The organism is Streptomyces finlayi, assembly GCF_014216315.1.
Lineage (GTDB): Bacteria > Actinomycetota > Actinomycetes > Streptomycetales > Streptomycetaceae > Streptomyces > Streptomyces finlayi_A.
On the sequence record NZ_CP045702.1, the window covers coordinates 1,648,353 to 1,671,131 of the forward strand.

At 68.6% G+C, this 22,779-nt stretch carries 18 protein-coding genes; all 18 read left to right on the plus strand.

Annotated features, from left to right (window positions below; all coding sequences use genetic code 11):
- Window positions 1-14 precede the first annotated feature (14 nt).
- The 18 genes from F0344_RS07380 (at window position 15) to F0344_RS07460 (ending at window position 22,741) form a co-directional block, all read left to right on the plus strand.
- Window positions 15-1,271 (plus strand): ATP-binding protein, encoded by a 1,257-nt coding sequence (locus F0344_RS07380; RefSeq protein ID WP_185298013.1) that lies wholly within the window; start codon window positions 15-17, stop codon window positions 1,269-1,271.
- Window positions 1,268-1,690 (plus strand): roadblock/LC7 domain-containing protein, encoded by a 423-nt coding sequence (locus F0344_RS07385; protein ID WP_185298014.1) that lies wholly within the window; start codon window positions 1,268-1,270, stop codon window positions 1,688-1,690. The genes F0344_RS07380 and F0344_RS07385 overlap by 4 nt, the downstream gene beginning before the upstream one ends.
- Window positions 1,687-2,046 carry a DUF742 domain-containing protein gene (locus tag F0344_RS07390; protein WP_185298015.1) on the plus strand — a complete coding sequence of 120 codons (360 nt, stop codon included), beginning with the start codon at window positions 1,687-1,689 and terminating at the stop codon, window positions 2,044-2,046. The genes F0344_RS07385 and F0344_RS07390 overlap by 4 nt, the downstream gene beginning before the upstream one ends.
- Window positions 2,027-2,620 (plus strand): GTP-binding protein, encoded by a 594-nt coding sequence (locus F0344_RS07395; protein WP_185298016.1) that lies wholly within the window; start codon window positions 2,027-2,029, stop codon window positions 2,618-2,620. The genes F0344_RS07390 and F0344_RS07395 overlap by 20 nt, the downstream gene beginning before the upstream one ends.
- Complete coding sequence (locus F0344_RS35560) at window positions 2,617-4,059, plus strand: cytochrome P450 (protein WP_258049739.1); 1,443 nt, start codon at window positions 2,617-2,619, stop codon at window positions 4,057-4,059. The genes F0344_RS07395 and F0344_RS35560 overlap by 4 nt, the downstream gene beginning before the upstream one ends.
- On the plus strand, window positions 4,056-5,162 hold the full coding sequence (locus F0344_RS07400; RefSeq protein WP_258049741.1) for a cytochrome P450 family protein: 1,107 nt from the start codon (window positions 4,056-4,058) through the stop codon (window positions 5,160-5,162). Before F0344_RS35560 ends, F0344_RS07400 begins: the two co-directional genes overlap by 4 nt.
- A 77-nt stretch (window positions 5,163-5,239) precedes the next feature.
- The gene (locus tag F0344_RS07405; protein ID WP_219732118.1) at window positions 5,240-6,559 is read left to right on the plus strand and encodes a hypothetical protein; all 1,320 of its coding nucleotides are present in this window, start codon (window positions 5,240-5,242) and stop codon (window positions 6,557-6,559) included.
- A 400-nt stretch (window positions 6,560-6,959) separates the two neighbouring features.
- The gene (locus F0344_RS07410) at window positions 6,960-7,835 is read left to right on the plus strand and encodes an aminoglycoside phosphotransferase family protein (RefSeq protein ID WP_185298018.1); all 876 of its coding nucleotides are present in this window, start codon (window positions 6,960-6,962) and stop codon (window positions 7,833-7,835) included.
- Window positions 7,832-8,302, plus strand: coding sequence for an NUDIX domain-containing protein (locus tag F0344_RS07415; protein WP_185298019.1), 471 nt, complete (start codon window positions 7,832-7,834; stop codon window positions 8,300-8,302). The genes F0344_RS07410 and F0344_RS07415 overlap by 4 nt, the downstream gene beginning before the upstream one ends.
- Window positions 8,299-10,287 carry an ABC transporter ATP-binding protein gene (locus tag F0344_RS07420; RefSeq protein ID WP_185298020.1) on the plus strand — a complete coding sequence of 663 codons (1,989 nt, stop codon included), beginning with the start codon at window positions 8,299-8,301 and terminating at the stop codon, window positions 10,285-10,287. Before F0344_RS07415 ends, F0344_RS07420 begins: the two co-directional genes overlap by 4 nt.
- A 53-nt stretch (window positions 10,288-10,340) precedes the next feature.
- The gene (locus F0344_RS36500) at window positions 10,341-11,450 is read left to right on the plus strand and encodes an NUDIX hydrolase (protein WP_308460893.1); all 1,110 of its coding nucleotides are present in this window, start codon (window positions 10,341-10,343) and stop codon (window positions 11,448-11,450) included.
- A 54-nt stretch (window positions 11,451-11,504) separates the two neighbouring features.
- Window positions 11,505-12,995 (plus strand): NUDIX hydrolase, encoded by a 1,491-nt coding sequence (locus F0344_RS07430; RefSeq protein ID WP_185298022.1) that lies wholly within the window; start codon window positions 11,505-11,507, stop codon window positions 12,993-12,995.
- A 905-nt stretch (window positions 12,996-13,900) separates the two neighbouring features.
- On the plus strand, window positions 13,901-15,415 hold the full coding sequence (ltrA, locus tag F0344_RS07435; protein ID WP_185298023.1) for a group II intron reverse transcriptase/maturase: 1,515 nt from the start codon (window positions 13,901-13,903) through the stop codon (window positions 15,413-15,415).
- Window positions 15,416-15,445: 30 nt separating this feature from the next.
- Window positions 15,446-16,606 (plus strand): IS4 family transposase, encoded by a 1,161-nt coding sequence (locus F0344_RS07440; RefSeq protein ID WP_185297178.1) that lies wholly within the window; start codon window positions 15,446-15,448, stop codon window positions 16,604-16,606.
- Between the two features lie 544 nt (window positions 16,607-17,150).
- Window positions 17,151-19,403 carry a methyltransferase, FxLD system gene (gene fxlM / locus F0344_RS07445; RefSeq protein WP_258049742.1) on the plus strand — a complete coding sequence of 751 codons (2,253 nt, stop codon included), beginning with the start codon at window positions 17,151-17,153 and terminating at the stop codon, window positions 19,401-19,403.
- Window positions 19,396-20,265: an NUDIX domain-containing protein gene (locus F0344_RS07450; RefSeq protein WP_258049743.1), complete on the plus strand. Its 870-nt coding sequence runs from the start codon at window positions 19,396-19,398 to the stop codon at window positions 20,263-20,265. Before fxlM ends, F0344_RS07450 begins: the two co-directional genes overlap by 8 nt.
- A 26-nt stretch (window positions 20,266-20,291) precedes the next feature.
- A complete protein-coding gene (locus F0344_RS07455; protein WP_185298025.1) occupies window positions 20,292-21,500 on the plus strand; it encodes a bifunctional class I SAM-dependent methyltransferase/NUDIX hydrolase in 1,209 nt (402 codons plus the stop codon).
- Window positions 21,497-22,741 (plus strand): MFS transporter, encoded by a 1,245-nt coding sequence (locus F0344_RS07460; RefSeq protein ID WP_185298026.1) that lies wholly within the window; start codon window positions 21,497-21,499, stop codon window positions 22,739-22,741. Before F0344_RS07455 ends, F0344_RS07460 begins: the two co-directional genes overlap by 4 nt.
- Window positions 22,742-22,779 lie beyond the last annotated feature (38 nt).

The following is a 22,779-nucleotide window of genomic DNA, read 5'->3' on the forward strand; positions in this document are numbered from 1 at the left end:
CCCGCGAGGAATCGATGATCAACGACATAGCGGATGCGGCTCCATGGGGCCTGGATGCGGCCCTCGCGGTCGCGGCCGCACTGATCGGACGCCGCTTGGCCAGGACCAAGCGACAGTTGCGCGAGCAGAGCGCAACTGCCACTTCGCAGATCCAGTCGCGCGACGCGGCCTTGGCCGAGCTGAACGACACGCGACTGCCGGCGATCGTCCACGCCATCTCCCAGGGCGAGCCCCTTCCCCCCGGGCGGCCTCCGCTCGACGACTTCACCAAGCACCTGCGCACGGCGGAGGAGCAGGTGGTGCGCGCCCTGGCGGAGGCGAGGGATCGCGCCGGCCAGGTGAGTCAGGGAACGCTGCTCGCGGTCACCCGCACCCTCCAGAGCCTGGTGAACGGCCAACAGGTGGCGGTCACGGACATGATCAACCGGCATGATTCCCCGGAGGTCGTCGCCGACTTGATGGTGTTCGACCACACCACGGGGCAGGTCCTGCGGCGCACCCAGTCGCTCGCCGTGGCCTGTGGCGCCTGGCCGGGAAAGCAGCACGACCCCACGCCGGCCTTTGACGTGGTCCGCGGGGCGCTCGGGCGCATCCTCGACTACCGCCGCGTTCAGATCACCCAGCCGGAGAGCAACCGGGCGGTGATCGGCCGCTCGGTCGAAGGTCTCGTGATCGCCCTCGCCGAACTCCTGGAGAACGCCACCCGCTACTCCCACCCCGACACCGTGGTGCAGGTGCAGTTCCAGCAGGCCCACAACGGCCTGTCGATCGTCATCGACGACGCCGGTGTCAGCCTGCCGCCCGGCGCGCGGGAGCGGGCCCGCCACTTCTTGTCCGGCGAGCACCCCATCGACGTCACCCGTCTCGGCGACCCGCCGAAGATCGGGTTCCCCGTCATCGGGGCCCTGGCCAGACGCTACGGCTTCACCGCGTCGGTCGACACCCCGTCCCCGTACGGAGGGGTGCGCGCCGTGGTCTACCTGCCCAGCGCCACGCTCACCGACGCGGTGCCTCAACCACCCCGCACCGCAGCAGCAGCCCCGCCGGCCCCGCCCAACGACCAGGTGGCAGCCGCCCCAGTGGGATCCACGGCTCACGGCCTGCCCAAGCGACGACGTCACGCGCCGACCGAAGCCCCTGCAGCAGCCGAGCCCTCGGCCAGGATCCGAACCCCCGAGCAGGCCGCCGCACCCTTCGACGCCTTCCTGCGCGGCACGCAGGCCGGCCGCGGGCAAAGCCATTCGACCGATGAAGGGAACACCCTCGCATGACCGACGCCGTGAAGAACGAGAGCAGGCGGCTGGCCTGGATGCTCAACCAGATCCTGGACCAGCCGGAGGTCTACGACGCGATGCTGGTGAGCGAGGACGGCCTGCTCCGAGCCTGTTCGGAGGGGATGAACGAGGCCGCGGCCGACCGGGTGGCCGCAGCCCTTTCCGGGGTCAGGTCCACGAGCGGCGCAACGGCGGAATTCTGCAGGTCGCGCCCCAACTCCTGGCAGCAGAGCCTCATGGAGTTCGGCGACGGCTACGTCATCATGATCAGCGCGGCCGACGGCACCTACCTGGCGGTGGCAACCTCCCGCAACGCGGACATCGCAGTGGTGGCCACCACGATGTACACCGTCGTCGGCCAGCTCGGCCAGGAGATGGTGAGCGCGCCGCGCCAGGAAGACGGCAGCTCGGCATGACGCCCAGGCGCACGCGCACCGACATGGTGCGGCAGTACGTCATCACGGGAGGCCGCTCCGCGCCGTCCCGAAACGCGCCGGCCCTGGACGTGGTCACCCTCGTGGTCTCCACCGGCGACCGCCCGCTGAACAGCCTCGGGCCGGAGCTGGCGGGCATCGTCGAGCTGTGCCTGGGAGGCCACCTCTCCATCGCCGAGGTGGCCTCCCGAACCCGGCTCCCGATGACGGTCACCAAGGTGCTCGTCGGCGATCTGATCGACTCCGGCCACGTGATCGCGCGGCGCCCGCCGCCCAAAGCAGCCCTGCCCGACCACGACCTCATGAAGAAGGTGCTGCGTGGCCTCGAGCGTCTATGACGGCATCTACGTTCGGGAATCCGTCGAGAACACCGCGAAGATCCTGGTGGTAGGGCCCTTCGGGGTCGGCAAGACCACTCTCATCGGCGCCGTCAGCGAGATCACGCCGCTGCGGACCGAAGAGGTCATGACGCAGGCAGGCGCAGCGGTGGACAGCCTGGCCGGGATCCACGGCAAGACGACGACCACGGTGGCCCTGGACTTCGGACGGCTCACGCTCGGCGACGACGTGGCCCTGTACCTGTTCGGCACGCCGGGCCAGGCACGGTTCACGCACATCTGGAACGAGCTCGCCAAGGGCGCCTACGGGGTCCTGATCCTGGCCGATTGCCGACGACTCGACGCCTCCTTCGAGGCGATGAGCCTGGTCGAGCAGCGCGGACTTCCGTACGTCGTGGTCCTCAACGTCTTCTCCGACTCGCCCGAGATTCCCGAGGAAGAACTGCGCGAGGCCCTCGATCTGGAACCCGAGACGCCGCTGGTTATGTGCGACGCCCGTAACCGGGCTTCCGTCGTCAGCGCACTCATCACCCTCGTCAAGCACTTGAGTACCCGCCTCCAGGAGTCCGTGTGACCTCGCACCCGCCCGCCCACGCCGCCGTGCCGCCGCCCGGCTGCCCGGCTCACCAGCCCACTGCGCCCACCGGACTGCCAGCCCTGTACGGGCCGTACTTCGCGGCCGAACCCGAGGCCACCTACCAGTTCCTCAACCAGCAGGGGCCCGCCTCCTGGGTCGAGCTCGCTCCCGGCGTCCAGAGCGTCGTGGTCACGGACTACGGTTGCGCGCTCGATGTTCTGCGCAGCCCCTACTTCAGCAAGGACGCCCGCCGTTGGGAGGCGCTTCGCCAGGGGCTGGTTCCCTCGGACAACGAGGTGCTCCCGATGATGGCGTGGCGCCCGTCCCTGCTCTTCGCCGACGCCGACCGGCACCTGCGGCTGCGCCAGGCCGTCGACGACAGCTTGGCCCGGGTCGACGCACACCAGCTGCGCGGCTTCGTCCAGCGCAGCGCGATCGGCCTGATCCGGCAGGTCTCGGCGGCCGGCAGAGCCGACCTGGTCGCTGAGTACGCCGACCGTCTGCCGGTGCTGGTGTTCACCCAGCTCTTCGGCTGCCCCGATGCGTGGGTGCAGGACATGGCCGCGGCCTGCGCCCAGATGATTGATGCCGAGCCCGCGGCGGCGCAGGCCGGCGGAGCACGCCTGGCCGGTCTCCTGGGCCAGCTGATCTCCGCCAAGCGCGAGCGCCCGGGCGCGGACCTTACATCCTGGATGCTGGAGCACCCGGTCGGACTCAGCGACGAGGAGATGGTCCACCAGCTCGTCGTCCTCATCGGAGCCGGAACGGTCCCAATGACCGCTTGGATCTCCAGCACCCTCATGGTGATGCTCACCGACGACCGATTCGCCGGCGACCTGTCCGGCGGAAGCCTGACCATCGGGGACGCACTCAACGACGTGCTCTGGTCCAAGTCCCCCATGTCGAACTTCTGCTTCCACTACGCGACTTCCTCGTACCGCCTCCGCGACAGCTACGGACGGGAGTTCGACATACCCCCGGGCGTCCCGGTCCTCATCAGCCTCGCCGCGGCCAACGCCCAACTCGGCGCCGGCGGATCAGGAACAACAGGTCGGCGCGCCGCCAACCACGCCCACTTGGCGTTCAGCGCGGGCCCGCACGTCTGCCCGGCACAGGACCTCTCCGGCGTCATTGCCGACGTAGCCGTCGAGACGCTGCTCGACCAGCTGCCCGACGTGCAGCTGGACGCCACGGCACTGTCCTGGCGCCCCGGCCCGTTCCACCGAACCCTCACCGCCCTGCCCGTGCGCTTCCCGGCCGTGCCCGTACCCACACCTACACCCCTTGGAGCCCCGATATGGAACCCGCAGCCCTCCGGCAGTGCCCCGTCCTGGACCCCACCGGCAGCTCCCTCCACGCCGAGGCCGCCAGCCTCCGCGCACAGGGCCCGGCGACCCAGGTGGCGCTCCCTGGTGGCGTCGTTGCGTGGTCGGTGACCCGCTTCGCCCAGATCAAGGCCCTCACGAGCGACCGCCGAGTGTCCCGTGACCCCCGCCGGCACTGGCCCGCGCTCGCCGAGATATCCGACGACTGGCCGCTGAGCGCCCTGGTTCTGCCGGAGAGCGCCTTCAACTCCTACGGTCCCGAGCACCGGCGCCTTCGCGGCCTCATCTCCACGGCCTTCACCCCGCGGCGGACCGAGGCCCTGCGCCCGCAGGTCCAGCGGATCGTCGACCGGCTGATCACCGACCTCATCGCTGTCGAGCCGGGACATCCCGTCGACCTCCGTGCCACCTTCGCGTACAAGGTGCCCACCGAGGTGATCTGCGATCTGTTCGGCGTTCCGTCCGAGCTACGGCCGTGGATGCGGCGTGTCATCGACGCCGCACTGCACACCGCGGCCAGCCCTGAGCAGGCCCAGGCCGACTTCCTCGACCTCCGATCCTGCATGGCCGCCCTCATCGCCGACAAGCGCGCTCACCTGGACCAGGACATGACCAGCGACCTGATCACCGCCCGAGACGCCGAAGGGCAACTCGACGAGGAACAGCTGATCGGCACCTGCATCCTCATGGTCGGCGCGGGGTCGGAAACGGCTGTCAACCTGATCCTCAAAGCCGTCCACGCTCTCCTCTCCCATCCCGACCAACTCGCTCTGCTCCGCATCGGGACGGTGACCTGGGGCCACGTGATCGAGGAGACTCTGCGCACCGAGGGGCCGATCGAGCACATGCCCCTGCGCTACGCGGTCGAGGACATTGACCTGGGCGAAGGCGTCCTCATCAAGGCGGGGGACGCCATCATCCTCGGCTTCGGTGCTGCCGGCCGGGACCCAGCCGTCCACGGCCCGGACGCCGACACCTTCGACGCCACCCGGGGCAACAAGGAGCACGTGGCCTTCGGCCACGGACCGCACTTCTGCCTCGGTGCCCCGCTAGCGCGTATGGAGGCCGACATCGCGCTGCGGGCCCTGTTCGAGACATTCCCCAACCTGACGCTCAGCGACCCCGGACAGGTCCCGCCCCACCAGGAGTCCTTCGTTGCCAACGGGTTCCGGGAGTTGTCCGTCCGCCTCTCGCCGGGACCGGCCGCCGTCTGACTCGGGGTCACCGGGCACGGCCCGCGTCCCGCCCGGGATCCCGCCACACCTCCATCCCTACCGAAGGGTGAATGACCATGGACGATCGCGTCTCGACGGCAGCATCCTCGCGGCTGGTCGACACAGTCCGTCTCGCCTGCCCCGAACTCCCGCCTCTGAGCGACGAAGACGCGAGCGACTACGACCTTCTCCTTCTCAACCCTGGACGACTGCGGTCCCGCCTGGAGCGGCAGCTCCACGACCACGCCGGCAGCATTCGCGTGACGGGTACGCTCGACCGGCGGCTGGTCCTCATCGAGCGGTCCGACGGGCAATGGGTCGCCTCTGATCTTTCCGGCAGTCCCCACGGCACTCGGCGATGGCCGGACTGGACGCACAACCGCCTGGAAGTCGAGGACCCTGACTCCTGGCTCTCGCTCGCACGCCTCGACGTCACCGCAGTGGAGAGGCTGTCGCGGCCAGACGTCCTTCTCGCCGCGTTGTACCACCCCGAGAACTTCCCCCTGCCGCGATTCCCCCTGGGCATCAGCGACGTGGCCCGCGCCGCCAGGGCAACACTGCTGGGCACCGTGTCCTTGACCGACATGCAGTTAGGCACCGAGCTGGAAAACCTGGTCAAACGGGTCACTACCGAGACCCCCGACATCCTCGGCGTCACCCGGCGCCACACCGCCAAGCCGGTCGCCCGCCTCACCACCGAGGACATCTTCCCGGAACTCGATCTGCTGCCGGCCACCTTCGAGCGCCACGGCGTCGCCCAGGTCGAGACCAGCCGGGGATGCACCAACACCTGTTCCTTCTGCCCGCGCGGCCACAAGGGCAAATGGGCGGGTGCCGGAGCTGCGGAACTGCCGTGGCTGCTCGCCGAGATGCGCCAGATCTTCGACCGCTACCCGGAGGTCTCGCGGACCCTCTACCTCGTCGACGAGGAGTTCATCGGCCGCGGCGGCGACGCAGTCGCCCGCGCGCTGAAAGTGGCCAACGTCCTGCACGCACAGGGCTTCAAATGGGAGTCGAGCTGCCGCATCGACCAGGTCGTAAGGGCCGACCCGGACGCGGCCTGGCACGTCGAGCGCGCCCAGATGTGGCGAGACCTGGTCAATCGGGGACCGCGGCGCATGCTGTTCGGCGTCGAGTCCGGGGTGGACTCGATCCTTGCCCGGTTCAACAAGGAGACGACCGGAGACCAGAACGCTCTCGCCATCCGTACGCTCTCCGCGCTCGGCGTGCCCACGAGGTACACCTACATCACCTTCGACCAGCTCATGACACTGGAGGAGCTGAATGCCACCTACGCCTTTCAGGGGCATCCGCCTCCTTACCCGGGTCTTGTCTGGTGCCCAGGTAAGAGCAAAACCTCACAGTCGTCGCCCGGGGGTGCAAAGGGGAGCCGCTGACCGCCGGTCATCCTCGGCGCAACAGAACTGAGGCGACTGCCGCGGGCCGACAAAGCGGTACCAGGCAATCCCCCGGAAGGGTTACCGCAACCCACATGAGTGATCGAACACAGCATCACAGCCCCCCTTGCCCGACCCCACAAGGAGGCGGCCCGGTATTCGAAATCAGGTTCTAGATTTCGCCCTCCTCCACCCGTTACGGCGACAGCAGAACCGCCGTTACCCGATCACCTGTCCGCATCTCGCCCCGAGGAGCCCCCATGCATCCCGCACACCGCCCTGCGCTCGTTCATCCTGCGTTCGAAAACACCGCTCCCTCCTCGGGTGCCCGCCTTCACCTCGCCTCCGACCGCACCGTCCTGCTGGCCGACGGATCACGACCGGATACGAGCTACCTGGCATGACGGCCTCCACTCGCCTTCCCTCCCCCTTCCACGCCTGGGTGGAGAGCGTGCTGGGCCCCCAGGACGCTGTGCGGGACTCCTCGCACGCTCGCGACAACTCCCACGTGTGGAGGGTGACCGGACCCGCCGGCGACCACTACGTGAAGGTGGCGCCCAAGCCGATCCTGTACACGCGGGAGACCCGTGCCTACCGGGTAGCCGTCCCTCACCTCGGTCACGGCAACGCCCCGGTGCTGCATGACAGTTCTGGGGAGCTGCTCGCCCTGATCCTGACCGCCGTGGACGGCGAGCCGTTGAAGGAAGAGGAGTCACCCGCGCGCCGCCGCACGGCCCACCGGCAAGCCGGCCAGCTCCTGCGCCGCTTCCACGACGCGATGACCGGCACCCTGCTCCAGCCGGAAGCCAGCGCAGTCGTCGAGAGCACGGTGGCCGGCCTGGACAAGCACCTCGCCGAGGCCGGCGACCACCTGTCCGCCACGGAAGCCGACCTGCTGCGGCACCTGGTGAGCGCGCTGCCCGGCTGCGGGCCGTTACCGGCCGGGTGGCGGCACGGGGACTTCTGGGAGCGCAATCTGCTCTGGAACGGCCAGCGCTGCGCATTGATCGACTTCGAGCGCAGCGAACCGGGCCCCTGTGTCGCCGACTTCGTCAAACTCGCCACCTCGCTGTGGCCTGATCGTCCCGAGCTGCGGACCGCCCTGTTCGAGGGGTACGGCCGACCTCTGTCCGAGGCAGAGGAATTCGCGCTAGCAGGGTTCGCAGCAGCTGACGCCGCCAGCGCTCTCGCCTACGGTCCCCGGCACGGCGACCCGCTCGTGACTGCGCGCGGCCGGCGAACCGTCGAGCGCCTGATGCAGGAGGGCCGTCTGTGAGCAACGGGCCTCACCTGCTGATCGCCGACGTGGCACAGGTCCTGCTCCGTGCAAACGGCGCCGCCCTGTGCGTACGTCGCAGACCGGACGCGGCCCTCGCACCAGGGCAACTCACCGTCGTGGGTGGCCATCTGGAGGCCGGCGAACCGCTCGACCACGCCGCGCGGCGCGAGGCGGAGGAAGAAACGGGGGTCCGCATCAGCGCCGAGCAGCAGGAGTTCTGCGGCCTCGTTCACCACCACGTACCCGGCGACGGCCCAGACCGGATCACCGCCGTCTTCGTCGCCCAGTCGTGGGCGGGCGAGCCGCACAACGCCGAGCCGCACAAGCACGAGGGGTTGTTCTGGGTGTCGATGGAGAAGCCCCCGCCGGGCTGCCATCCGTACACCACCGCCATCTTCCACATGCTCACCCACGGCCCGTCCTACCGGGCTCTGAACTGGCCGACGCAGGGAGGTACCGAGTGAAGCGATTCTTCGGCAAGGTCCGCATGGCGGAGCCCCAGGTCTCCGAGGCAGAACGCGAGCTCTTCGGCGGGCCGTTGCGCTACGACATGGGCTGGTCCCAACACGAGCATGCGGGCCTGGACTTGACCATGCGCTCCGCGTTGCGCCAGATGCCCAGACTCGTCGGCGCTGCCCTGCGGATGGCCTGGAGCGCGGATCGCCGTGCGCTCGTGGCGGTGGCGATCAGCGAACTCGGTCAGGGCATTGCCGCCGCGGTCGGTCTGCTTGCCATCAACGCGGTCATGCACGCGCTGTTAGGGGGCGGAGACGCTGTCGAGCGGCTGCACGCCCTGTTGCCGGGCCTACTCGCCGCCGCAGGCGTCGCCGTCGTGAACTCCGCTCTGGCCGGGTGGTCGACCTCTCGGGCCGGCCGCCTGGAGCCGAAGGTCGAGCGGATCGCCACCACGCAGTACCTGGCCGCGGCCACCGCCGTCGAACTCGAAGCCATCGACGACCCGGACTTCCGGCGTCTGATCGACATCGCCCAGTACGGGCCCGCCTCCGCGCGCCGCATGATCGGCGCCTGTGTCTCCGCGATGAACAGCAGCATCTCGCTGATCGCCACGGCCGGTGTGCTCACCGTTCTGCATCCGGCGCTGCTGCCCATGCTCCTGGTCATCGCCGCGCCCCGCGGGTGGGGCGCCATGCGGGTGGCACAGGAGCGCTACGTATCAATGATGAGCTGGATCGAGCACGTGCGGGCCAGCCGCCTTATCGGCAACCTCCTCACCGAACGCACCGCCTCACAAGAAGTACGCATCCACGCCGTCGGTCCCTTCCTCCTCGACCGGTACCGGCGCATGGCCGCCAGCGCAGAGTCGGAGCAGGAGCGTCTGGCCTCCAGTAAGGCCGTCACCGAATGGGTCGCCTCCGCGCTGTCCGGGCTGGCGATGGCCGCCACCTACGGAACGATGATCTGGCTGGTCATGGCCGGTCACATGAGCCTCGCCGTCGCCGGCACCGCCGTGATCGCGGTACGGACCGGGTCGGCGAGCCTGGGCGCACTGGTGATGAACATCAACCAGCTGCACGAGGAGTCCCTCTACGTGCGGGACCACGGTCAGTTCCTGGCCGAAGCTGCCCAACGCGCTATCCCCGAGACCGGCAGTCCCGTCCCTGACCAGGTCAAGCAGGTCTCCCTGGAACACGTCACCTACCGGTATCCCGACCGCGACGCACCGGCTTTGGACGACGTCACGCTCACCTTCCCCATGGGTTCGGTCACCGCCGTCGTGGGCGAGAACGGCTCCGGCAAAAGCACCTTGATGAAGATCCTTTCCGGTCTGCTGCTGCCTCACGACGGCACGGTGAAGTGGGGCGAGGCCGACATCTCGGGGCTGGAACGGGCTCAGGTCTTCCACCGCGTCTCCCTGCTCACCCAGGACTTCCAGCGCTGGCCCGTCACGGCCGCGATGAACATCCGCATCGGTCGCCCTGACCACGACGCCTCGGCGCACGACCTGCAGCAGTCCGTCGACTACGCCGGAGCCGGGCCCGTCACCGCCAAACTCCCCAATGGGCTGGACAGCATGCTCGGCCGCATGTTCCGCGGAGCCATCGAACTCTCGGGCGGGGAGTGGCAGAAAGTGGGTCTGGCCCGCACCCACTGGCGTAGCTCAACATCGCAATCGGACAGCGTCCTGATTGTCGACGAGCCGACTTCCGCCCTCGACCCCGAAGCCGAGATCGCTGCCTTCGACCGCATCCGGCGCCTCGCCGCCCCGCACAGGGCCGTCGTCCTGGTCACCCACCGCATGTCCGGCGTCCGCCACGCCGACCGCATCTACGTCCTCAACCAAGGCCGCCTCGTCGAGCACGGCACCCACGACGACCTCATGGCCGCAGGCGGGCGGTACGCCGCCATGTTCGACACGCAGGCCGCCCAGTATGCCCCGACCCCGAATGTCCCGAAGCCTGCTTCGCCCAGCGTCCTGGACAAGGCATGACCCGCTCGACCGAAAGGCAGAGCATGTCCTCCTCCCTCCCTCCGTCAGCACGAGTGGCCTCGCAGTCCGTTCTGTCAGCAGCGCAGTACGCCGCATCCCGGCACGCGGTGTGGCTCGGCGCCGCCGCGATCATCACCGACGAGATCGGCCGCGTCCTACTGGTCCACCCGACCTACCGCGACCACGGCCGGTGGCTGCTGCCCGGCGGAGTCGTCGAATCCGGCGAACACCCGCACGTCGCCTGCCGGCGCGAGATCACCGAGGAACTGGGCCTGGCGGACCTGGCCCTGTCGGGCGTCCTCGCCATGCACTCCCTCTCGCCGCGCCACCCAGACATCAGGCCCGGCACGCCCTTCCCAGGAGAGATCCGATACGTCTTCGACGGCGGAACGCTCACCCCCGACCAGGCGAATGCGATTCGCCTGCCTCGCGAGGAGCTGTCCGAGTACGCCTTCCTCGAAACCCGGGACGCGGTGCAGCGGCTGCGCCCCGTGGACGGGCAGATCATGCTCGCCGCCTACCGGGCTCGGCTCGGGAACACCGCCACCGCCCACCTCGCCGACGGCCGGCACATCCTCGACGTCCCCGCGCTGGACCGTCATGACGTCCACGTCCGCTATCGACCCATGTGGGACAGCCCCCTCAACCCTGGCCCCGTGCCCGAGCGGCTACCCGTGCAGCAAGCCTGGGCCTGGTGCTTCGTTCCCGACGGCAGAGTCGTCCTCGTTGCCGACCCCAGCCCCCGGGGCGCCCTGCCCATGCTGCCCGGCGGCACCGTGGAGCAGACCGACACGACGCCCGAGGACACCCTTCACCGGGAAGCCGACGAGGAGGCCCAGCTCACTCTGACCGACCCGGTGCGTCTGGGCTGGGTGCTCGATGAGACGGGCGAGGTGTACGGCGGGGTGGGGCCCAATGCCAGGGTTCGCCTAGCCGCCCGTGTCACCGACATCGGACCGGCAGCTGTCGACCCCGCCACCGGCCGCCCCTTCGCACGCCTGCTCGCCACCCCCGCCCAGGCAGCCGCCCTGCTCGGGTGGGGCCCCCCAGGAGCTCGGCAAGCCCAACTCGCCATTGAAACGGCCAGGGAGCGGTGGGGCCTGCCCACCGCTGGCCCCACCGCCATCGAGGAAGTCCCGGTCGAGGGGATGCAGCTGGGCTGAAGCGAACGCCCCCGCCTTGACTCGTTCCGCATCGCGCCCCTCTGAGGTACACCCATGCCGCTGTCGCACCACCACATCCGCACCACCGTCGAGACCTATCTCGCTCGTCACCCTCACGAGCGACCGCAGCTCGGCGGCCTCCTGGAAGCTCTCGACCGGCCCGCCGATGTCGCCAGCCGCTCCACCTTCTCCGGACACGTCACCTGCGGCGCCATCGTCGTCGACCCCCTCGGCCGCGTCCTGCACGTGCTGCACCTGGCGAGCGGGAAGGTACTCGCTCCAGGCGGACACGCCGAACCCGTCGATGAGTCCCTCGCAGAGGCGGCCCTGCGGGAGTTGCACGAGGAGACCGGGATCCCACCCCAAGCGGTGGCGCCGTGGCCCGGCTACGAGGACGTGCCGTTCGACGTCGACATCCACGATGTCGACGCCCGCCCGGGCAAAAGCGAGCCAGGACACCAGCATTTCGACGTCCGCTTCCTTTTCCGCCTGCGCTCAGCCGACCAGGTGTCGGTCGTCCTGCAGGAAGAAGAAGTCGGCGGCATCGAGTGGCGGTCCCTGGACAAGGTGGCCTCCCCCTCCCTGCGCGAAAAGCTGCTCAAGCTCACGCCCGCCGTCGAACCGGGGACCGCCAACGCCTCCGCCCTGATCTACAACGACCGCGGTGAGTACCTGCTCCACCTGCGCGACTACTTCCCCGGCCAGATCTGGGAGCCAGGCATGTGGTCGCTCCTCGGCGGCGGCCGAGAACCCCAGGACACCACCCTGGAACACACCGTGCGACGCGAACTCGACGAAGAAGCCGGACTACACATCCCCGACCTGACCCCGTTCGGCACCGAGGAAGCGGTCGACGACACCGGCGCGACCCTGCCCATCGCCATCTACGCCGGCAACTGGAACGGCGACGCTCGCGAACTCCGCCTAACGGAAGGGGTAATGCTCGCCTGGTTCGCTCCCGATGACCTCCACCGTCTGCGCATCACACCCTCCACCAGCGACCTCGTACGACGCCACGCCGCCACCTTCCCAGCCATCGTGTCCACTCTCACCTCACACGTCGCCCGCGCTTCGGAAGCCGAACGTCGACCGGCCTCTCCCCGCGGCACCGTCCCCAACGTGATCGGCGTCCACCTCTATCTGGAGCGCGCCGACGGAACCGTGCTGCTCGGGCTTCGCCACCCCGATTCCGCGTTCGCACCCTCCACCTGGCACACCCTGGCAGGCCACTGTGAGCAGGAGAGCGCTATCACGTGCCTGGTCAGGGAGGCCCGCGAAGAGGCCGGCCTACTGATCGAGCCGCAGGACGTCGAACTCGTCCACGTCGTCCACCTCGTCGACAGGGTCGGGGACCAGCCCCGCCTGGGATTCTTCTTCCGCGCGCGGACCTGGAGGGGCGAGCCGCAACTATGCGAGCCGGATAAGTGCACTGAGTGGAAATTCTGGGACCCGACCGCACTCCCGGAAGCACTCGTCCCCTACACCCGGGGCGTCATCGAAGCCATCCGCGCCGGTCACCTCTACTCGGAGACGGGATGGGCATGAGCCACCGCCGCAAGCTCGTCGAGGCTCTCCGTCGCCGCATCCTCGCCCTGCGCCCGTGGGAACTGGCCGCCCGTCCCGAGAACCTCGCCTGATCTCTATCCGTGTTTTCCACCCTGCCCTCGCCGTAAGGATGCGCCGTTGTTCACCACACAAGATGAATGGAATCGCGGCTACGCCGAAGGGCGCCGGTACCGGCCCCTCGACGACGACGAACGATCATTGCTCGCCCAGCACGTGCCCGTGCCCGACGGCGGCCAAGCACTCGACGTGGGATGCGGGGTGCGACACGAGGTCGCACGTGTTGAGTGGATTCGATTATGGAGGTCGGCCTATGCCGGAATCGTGATCCCGGGTTAGTGCTCAAACAACCCGTCCCCTCCTCGGCGTGCGTCGCGAGTAATTGCGGGGTGCGAAGCCCGGGGTAGAAGCCCAAGGGTGGCTGTCTCATCCAGCCGCTACAGGCAAGGGGAAGACCGGACGGGCGAACGCCAGTGAACCCTAACGATGCCTCGTTACGACTCGAAGGTCCGTAGATGAGTTCTCCAAGGGCCTTTAGGGCTAGCCGTTGGGAAACGGCAGGTGCCAGCCGACGATCCGCAGTCGGCTGGGAAGAGCACCACCGCCTCGGGGTAGTAAGGGCGCCCAACCCGGTCGTATCTCACACGTGTGGAACGTGGAAACCCCGATGGAGTCCCGCCACGGCGGGTAAGCCAACCGCAAGGGAGGCCCAATTCTCCAGCGGGAACAGGAAGGCCCGAGAAGCGAATGCCAGCACTCGAAAGGGAACGGGAAATCAGAAGAGGCATGCGGCACCTCCGCCGCACTCCTGAATAACCGGCTGGATACAGGTATTTACCTGACCCGAAAGGGAGCCCACGCGGGCCTGGTGAGTCTGTGGAGCGACGATGACGAAAACGCTGGAACCAAAGGACAAGTTGGACGACGTTCCCAAGGGGGCGCCGAACGGACCGGAGGACGACCCGGTTGACTGGCATGCCATTGACTGGCCTGCCGCCGAGCGGGAAGTAAAGCGCCTACGTCAGCGGATCTTCACGGCTTCGCGGAAAGGGGACCTCAAACAGGTCCGCAACTTGCAGAAGCTGATGCTCCGTTCACGATCCAACGCGCGCATTGCGGTTCGGAGAGTGGCGGAGAACAACGCAGGACGCACGACCGCGGGGATCGACGGGAAGACCGCGCTCCTGGCACCTACGAAGGCCGCCCTGGTCAAGTGGGTGCAAGAGAACGTGAACTCCTGGACGCCTATGCCGGTCAAGCGTGTGTACATTCCGAAGGCGAACGGGCGGCAACGTCCATTGGGGATTCCAGTTATCCGAGACCGCGCCCTCCAGGCGATGGTTCTCAACGCGCTGGAACCCGAGTGGGAGGCGCGCTTCGAACCGAGATCCTATGGATTTCGGCCGGGGCGCGGCTGCCATGATGCGATCGAGGCAATCTACCAAGTAGCGAAGGGCCGAAGGGCCCATCGTCGCTGGGTGCTCGATGCGGATCTGGCAGCGGCGTTCGACCGCATCAACCATGAACGCCTACTCGAAGCCCTGGGAACCTTCCCGGCTCGGAGCATGATCAGTGCTTGGCTGAAGGCCGGCGTGATGGAGAAGGGTCGATTCGCGCCCACTGCGGAGGGAACTCCACAGGGCGGCGTGGTCAGCCCATTGCTGCTCAATATCGCTCTCCATGGAATAGAAGAGGCCGCTGGTGTCAGATACCGCGATCACGGCGTGGACGCCGGGAAGACGGTTCGCTCTGATCCGGTGCTGATCAGGTATGCCGACGACTTCGTCGCGCTCTGCCACTCGGTGGAACAGGCACAAGAGGTCAAGGGCAGGCTTGCTACCTGGCTGATGCCGAGAGGGCTCGCCTTCAACGAGGACAAGACGAAAATCGTCTGCCTCGAAGAGGGATTTGACTTTCTCGGGTTCAACATCCGCCGCTACAAAGGGGGCAAGCTACTGACCAGACCGAGCCAGGCGGCAGTGAAGAGGTTCCGGGATCGGCTGCGGACCGAGGTCCGTACGCTGCGCGGCACGGACGCATACACGGTGGTGCAGACTCTCAATCCAATCCTCCGTGGCTGGGCCGCGTATTACCGGACCGGGGTGTCGAAGCAGATCTTCAACGATGTTGACGACCACCTTTGGTGGCTTCTCTATCGCTGGGCGCTGCGCTCGCACCCGAAGAAGTCAAAGAAGTGGGTCATGAAGCGCTACTTCGGCGCGTTCCACCCCACCAGACGGGCCCGATGGCTATTCGGCGACCGATACACAGGCCGCTACGTAGTCAAGACTGTCTGGACTCCGATCGTCCGGCACACTCTGGTACAACGGGACGCCTCCCCGGACGACCCGAGACTTGCCGATTATTGGGCACAGCGGCGGCGCAAGTACCAATGGTCCTGAGTTAGCTGCCCGGGGTGCGATGATCTTGGGGTGGAGCGGATTGAGGGTGTGGCCGCGGGGCGGCTGACGGATGACGTGTCGATCGGGTTGCTGGCGGCGGTGTTCCCGGAGGAGGCCGTGCGGGCGGCGATCGATGAGGCGGGGGCGCGTGAGGAGCGAACGCGGTCGTTGCCGGCGAAGTTGATGATGTATTTGTCGCTGGCGTTGTGGTTGGAGCCGGGCAAGGGGTACGTGCGCACCCTGCGGGGCCTGCTGGAGGGGCTGCGGTGGTCGCGGGGCGGCTGGGGCGAATACCGGGTGCCCAGTGACGGGGCGATCTCGCTGGCCCGTTACCGGTTGGGTGAGGCGCCGTTGCGGAACCTGTTCGACGAGGTCGCAGCCCCGGTGGCCGATGAGCGCACCCCGGAGGCGTTCTGGCGGGGGCTGCGGTTGATGGCGGTGGACGGCACGGTCTTCGATGTGCCCTCGGGGAAGCGGAACGAGGCGGCGTTCGCGGTTCCGGCCGGTGGAAGCCGGCCGCAGGTCCGCCTGGTGGCGCTGGCCGAGTGCGGCACGCTGGCCCTGACCGGGGCGGCCTTCGACTCCATCGCGGTCGGTGAACGCACCCTGTTCACCCGCCTGTTGGACCGGTTGGCGCCCGGCATGCTGCTGCTGGCCGACCGCGGCTTCCCCTCGTTCGGCCTGTACCGGGCTGCCGCCGCGACGGGCGCACAACTGCTGTGGCGCGTCTCGGCTTCCTTCACCCTGCCCGTCAAGAAACGGCTGGCCGACGGCACGTACCTGTCCGAACTGCGCGGCGAGCGGAAGTCGCAGCGGGTCACGGTACGAGTCATCGAGTACTCCGTCGCCGACGACGGCGGAATCAGCGAGGTCTTCTGCCTCATCACCACCCTGCTGGACCCTGAGCACGCGCCCGCTTTGGAGCTGGCCCGCAACTACGCCGAACGCTGGTCGGTGGAAGTGCTCTTCAAACTGCTCAAGGTCGACCTGCGGCAAAGTGGCGGCATCCTGCGCTCGGGCAAACCCGAGGGAGTACGACAAGAACTGTGGGCGCTACTCTGCGTCTACCAGGCCCTGCGCACCCTGATCGCCAGGGCCGCCGTGATCGCGGGCATCGACCCCGCCCGCATCAGCTTCCCGCCCGTCCTGGACGCCGTCAAAAGCTCCCTCAGGACGGCTTTTTCCCCCTGACCAGCTCGCGAAGGCCCTGCACTTCCTCATAGCCGACCTCCCCGGCATGCACATCCGAGACCGCCCCACCCGCACCACGCCCCGCACCACGAAACGCCCCCATCTCAGCTACCAAACCCGCAGCTCAACCGACCCCGGAACCCGGCGCGTCACCCGCACCATCGTGCTCCACACACTGACACCCGACCCGATCTAACTCATGGCCATTGGCGCAAGTACCGGCCTCCGCTCAGCGATGGATTCTCCATCCAGGTGAAACTCCAGCGCGGATGTTGCCCCTTCTGCGGCGAACTGCTCCTGTACGCCGACACACAACCACAGCATCCCGATCACTGGGAAACATGGTTCACCGCAATCCGTAGAGCGGTTGTCCGCAAGGTCATCGTCATCCACAAGGAAAGCGGCAGAGGAAACGATCGCGTCTTCCGACCTCAACTCTTCCATGCACATTGCGCGAAACGATGGGAGCAATCGAATGCAGCGCAGCCTGCGGTTTCGCCTACCGCAAGCCTTTAGGACTTGCTTGAGCCGTGTGCCGCGACGAGTGGCACGCACGGTTCTGAGGGGGGCCTCGGCCGGTAACGGCCGGGGCCTACCCGACACCGGCGAACTCGCCCTGCACCTGGCCTCCATGGGCTACGCCGTCGATGCCGTGGACTGGGCCAACTGTGCCTTCCCCAGTACCGACGCGCACCTCGACGATCCCGCCCACAGATCCGTCCGCTGGCAGCACCTGGACATCGAGCGTGCCAACCTCTCGAAATTGCAGGCGGACGGCTATGACCTGATCGTCCTGCGGATGGTGTTCGCGTTCCTGCGCGACCGCACGCGCCTGACCCGTACTCTGGGCCGCCGACTGCGCACGAACGGTGCCCTCGTCGTCATCACACCGCTCGCCGCGACCACCCCCGCCGAGCGACGAGGCATCGCCCTCGACGAGGACGAGGTCGCCCATCTGGTGAGCATGTGGGGCCAGGCACAACGCTTCGACGCGAACGGCATGGCCGTCCTGGTCCTGCGCGGGCTGAAGAAGCCCGCCGCACAGATCACGAACACACCCTCCCCGCCGCTGAGTTCGGTGACCGAAGTGCACGCCGTAGCCACCGACGCCCAGGGCCGCGTCCTTCTGGACCGCTCGCAACAGGGGTGGGAGCTGCCCGGCGCGTCGGCCGAGCCAGGAGAAGGATTCGAGCACACGGCCGTGCGCGCCCTGGCCGAGCAGACCGGCGTGACGGCCGTGCCGACCGACGCGCACGTCCTCGGACTGCACCTTGATGCCCCGGACGGCTTCCCGCGGACGAGCGTCGTGGTCCGCATCTCGGCTCACACCGGGCAGGTCCAGCCGCTGAAGCCGGACGAGGTCGAGCACGTGGACTGGCACCCGCTGCATGCCCTGCACCGTCTGGACCGACTATCCGCAACTTCCGCTCGGGCTCTGGACCTCGTCTGGCCGGGGGTCCTTCCGTACGTGCCCTCCGCGCACATGTATCCAGTCGACAGCACCTACCCGCCGGTGCCCGGGGAGCTGCCAGAGGCGGTCGAGCGGCGCGAGGCCATGGCTGACCGAGTCATTGCCGGCGGCTGGGCCCCCTCCCTGCCGGTACAGCAGGCACTGCGCGCGGTGCCGCGCCACCGCTACACCCCCGAGAGCCCTCTGCGGACGGCGTACCACAGCGACCTGGCCGTGGTCACCGAGCGCAACGACTTTGCGCTGGCGACCAGTTCCGTGTCTGCGGCCTGGCTCCAGGCCGACATGACCGAGCACCTGCGCCTGACCGCGGGGATGACGGTTTTTGAGGGCGGATCGGGCGGCTACAACGCCGAACTGATCGCACACGTCGTCGGCCCGGCCGGTCGCGTGATCACTGTCGACCTTGCCCCGTATGTCGTGCGCCGCACGCGACGGCTGACCGCCGAGGCCGGCAGCGGTCGCGTCACCGCAGTGCTCGGCTCTGCCAGCGACGGGGCCGCCGAGCACATGCCCCGCGGCGGGTTCGACGCCTCAGTGATCACTTACAACTGCTGGGACATCGCTCCCGCTTGGCGCGAACAGCTCGCCGACGGCCGCTATCTCGTGCTCCCGTTGGAAGTCCACGGCTACACCCGAGCCATCGCCTTCCACAAGCACGGCCTGGTGCTGCGTGCCACGGACTTCCAATTCTGCGGCTTCGTCCGCGACCGCGGGCCCGCTGCCTGCACCGTCCCCACCATCGACCTCGCCGACGGCGAACTGCAATTGCGGTTCCCGGACGGCGCCCCCGCCCAGACCGCCGATCTAGACAATGCCCTCGCGGGTCCGCGTCACGAGGTGGCCACGGGCGTGAGCGTGGCCAGCAACGAGTCGTTCGAGACTCTGCAGCTCTTCCTCGCCACCACGCTGCCCGGCTTCTGCCGCCTCGCCCGCAACCGTGAAAGGGACAGCGGCATCACCGCACTGCCCAAGGGCTCAGACGCCGCCGCGATCACAGCCGACGGCTCCCTCGCCTACCTGACCCACATCCTCGTCCAGGACGGCCCCACACCCGAGCAGCGCCGCTCGGAGTTCATGGCCCACGGCTTCGGACCATCCGGGCCCGCTCTTGCCGAACAGCTCGCCGCCGCCGTACGCCGCTGGGACGCCCATGAACGAGCTCACGGGTACCCGGAGTTGCAAGTGCATCCCGCCGGAACCCCGGACGCAGAGCTGCCCACAGGTCACGTGCTGGACAAGACCCACAGCCGGCTCGTGTGGACGTGGCGCTCCGACGCCCCCGACACCCCGGCCCTACAACCGGAAAAGGTGAGCGCCCATGAGTGATCCAGTATCCGGCCCGGTCGAGCCGCAGCACCGGATGGGCCTGTACGAGCGTTACTACGCCCAGGTGGAATCGGGCCGCAAGACCATCGAAGTCCGGGTGCGCACGCCCCGGATGACAGGCGTCGCGGTCGGCGACGTGCTCGTGTTCCACGGCGAAGAGTCGGGGCGCGAACTCGACGTGAGGGCCTCCCGGATCACGCCGTACGCCTCGTTCGCCGAGCTGCTCTCCGCCGAGGACGTCACCCGCATCGACCCTGATGCCGCGCGCGCGGAGCAGCTCGTCAACCTGCGCCGCATCTACCCGCCGGAGAGGGAGTCGCTGGGACCGCTCGCGATCGAGTTCGACCATCGGCCGGCACTCGCAGGGCAACCCATGCCCATGTCCGCCGAGGCGTACGTCCGAACCGTTCCGCACCACACGGTGTACGGCTGCTTCTACGTACGCGACGACCAGGATCGGCCCGTCCAGCTGCGTTCGGTATACGGCGGTCGATCCTGGCAGTTCCCCGGGGGGAACACGGACGCCGGCGAGGATCCTCTGGAGACCGCGCGCCGCGAGACGGCCGAGGAAATCGGGCTCTACCTCGGCCAGGACCCGCCGCGCCTGCTGCTGACGCACTACCTCCACCCCGGGCCTCGCTGGCCGATGGGCAAGATCGGCTTTGTCTTCGACGGCGGCTCGCTCACCGCTGAACAGCTGCGGCAGATTCGCCTCGACCCGGCGGAGCACGACCTGTGGGCGATCCACCGCCTCGACGAGTGGCGACGGCTGATGGGTAAGGAGGCGTTCGCCCGCCTGGAGGCCGTCGAACGGGCCCGCGCCGGTAGCGGCCCGCAGTACCTCGTCACCGGTTCCGCCTGACCCCGCCCTTCCCCCTTGGAGTTCTGATGTCCGTCGAGGTGTCCCCCAACCCCGAGACCTGGGCTGCCTACGGGCAGTTTCAGCTCGACCGGTCCTACATGCCGCCCCTGCCTGAACAGTTGCGCTGGGGCTTCTGGGACGGTGTCGGCCCCGGCGACGACGTGCTCGGCCCACTGGCCGGAAAGCGAGTCCTGGATATCGGATCCGGAGCTGGCCACTACGCCGTCCACCTCGCTCAGACCCACGGCGCACTCGTCGATGCGGTCGAACTCTCACCGACCCAACATCAACGCGCCACCGATCACTTCGGCGACGTACCCGGCGTCCGGTTCCTGCACGCGGACGTGGTCGAGCACCTTCAGCAGGCTCAACCGTACGAAGCGGCGTACGGCATCTGCACGCTCGCCGGAATCGACCCGCACATCGCGCTGCCCGCGCTGCGCGACGGACTACTCCCCAGCGCCCCCCTCGTCTTCTCCGCGCTGCACACCAACTGGCACGGCCACGGTCCCTCCGCCGCCGTTGCCCCGCGTGAGGAGACGGTCGGTCTCAAGGGAATGGAGCCGCTACCGCTGCAGACCTGGGTGCTGACCGCGCAGGTATGGGAGGACCTCCTGACGGACTACGGATTCACGGTGGAGGCCATCAGCCAGCTCCGTGCGCCCGAGCCGGACAACCCCGTGATCTGCCAGCTCATCCAGGCCCGGCGCAGAGCCGTCCTCCCGACGCAGATCACCAGCCGCCCCCGCTCTCAGCGCCCGCCTGTCCCGCACGCGGCGATCGGCGTGGGCGCCATCGTCCTCAGCGACCGTGGTCTGCTCCTGGGCCTCCACCAACGCGGCACTCTTGAGCTGCCGGGCGGATCCGTTGAGGTCGGCGAACCCCTGGAGCAGACAGTCGTGCGCGAGCTGGCCGAAGAGACCGGCATCTCCGCGCGTCCCGAGGACGTCACCCTCCTGGGCACCATCGTCGATCACGTCGGCGACGTCGTGCGCGTCACCGTGGGCGCCCTCGTCACCGCCTGGCAGGGCGAACCCGCCACCCAGCCGAGCGAGAGCATCGGCGACTGGGCCTGGTGGCCGCTCGACGAGCTGCCCGACGGACTGTTCGAGTGCAGCGCCCAGATCCTCGCCGCCTGGCGCCCCGACCTGCCCATCGACAATCCCCCGGCGCACTTCACCCCCTACGCCCGCCGCACGACACCGTCGTCCGACTCGGGAAGCGCAGGTGCATGAAACCATCCCCGCGTACGAGCCTGTGGCGGCACCGCGACTTCCGCCTCTACTGGACGGGCCAAGCCAGCGATGTGCTCGGCTCCTCGCTCAGCTCGGTGGCCATCCCGCTGGTTGCGGTCATCACGCTCCACGCCACGACCTGGCAAGCCGCCATCCTCGCCGCCGTACAGAAGACGCCGTCCCTGCTGTTTTCCCTGCCAGCCGGAGCCTGGTGCGACCGCCTCCGCAAGCGCCCCCTGATGGTCGCCACCAGCCTGGTCTGCGCAGTGGTGATGGGATCCATCCCCCTGGCAGCCGCCTGCGACAGGCTAACCCTCGCCCAGCTGTGCGTGGCGGCCTTCGTGGTCGGCTCCTGCCATGTGGTTGGCATGTCGGCGAGCCTGTCCTACATCCCCCAGCTTCTGCCGGCGGACCGGCTCCTAGAAGCCCACGCCAAACTGGCCGGCGCCAACACGCTGGCCGACATCGGAGGCCCGGCCCTCGCCGGAGCACTGATCGGCGTGATCGGCGCCGCCCGCGCGGTCGCCGCGGACTCCGTCTCCTACCTCGTCACCGCCTGGTGCACCCTGCGCATCCGCACCCCCGAGGCCGCCCCGCCCCCACCCGCAGAAACACCGTCACTGCGGCGGGAGATCCGGGCCGGTCTCGCCTACACCTGGCGCCACCCCATCATCGGGCCACTCGTGACCACCAACGCGATTACCTCCACCGTCCTGGCCGGCACCAGCGCAATCTGGATTGTGTTCCTGATCCGCGAACTCCACTGGTCACCCCAGGTGTTCGCCCTCGTCATGAGCATCGGGGCGAGCGGCGGGTTCCTCGCCTCGCTCACCACACCCCGCCTCACCGCTCGCTACGGAGCGGGCCCCGTCATGATCAGCGCACTGACCCTGGCACCGGCCAGCCAACTGCCGCTCCTGCTGGCCCACCCGGGCTCCGCCGGACAACTCGCCATCGGCTGCGGTCTCTTCGCTCAGCTCTTCGGCGCGGTCACCCACGGCCTGACCCAGCGCACCGTGCGCCAACGCGCCTGCGCGCCCGACATGCAAGGCCGCATGCAAGCAACCGGTCAATGGACCGCGTTCGGGCTCCGCCCCTTCGCAGCCCTCCTCGCGGGCTACGCCGGCACCACCCTGGGCCTGCGCACCACCCTGGCCATCGGCGCGTGCCTACTCCTCCTGCCGCCGCTACGCCTCGCCCTCACGCCGATTCGCGCCCTGCGCCTCGCCCCTACTCCCTGACCAAGACCGCCCCGACACGGTCCGCACACCACGCCAAA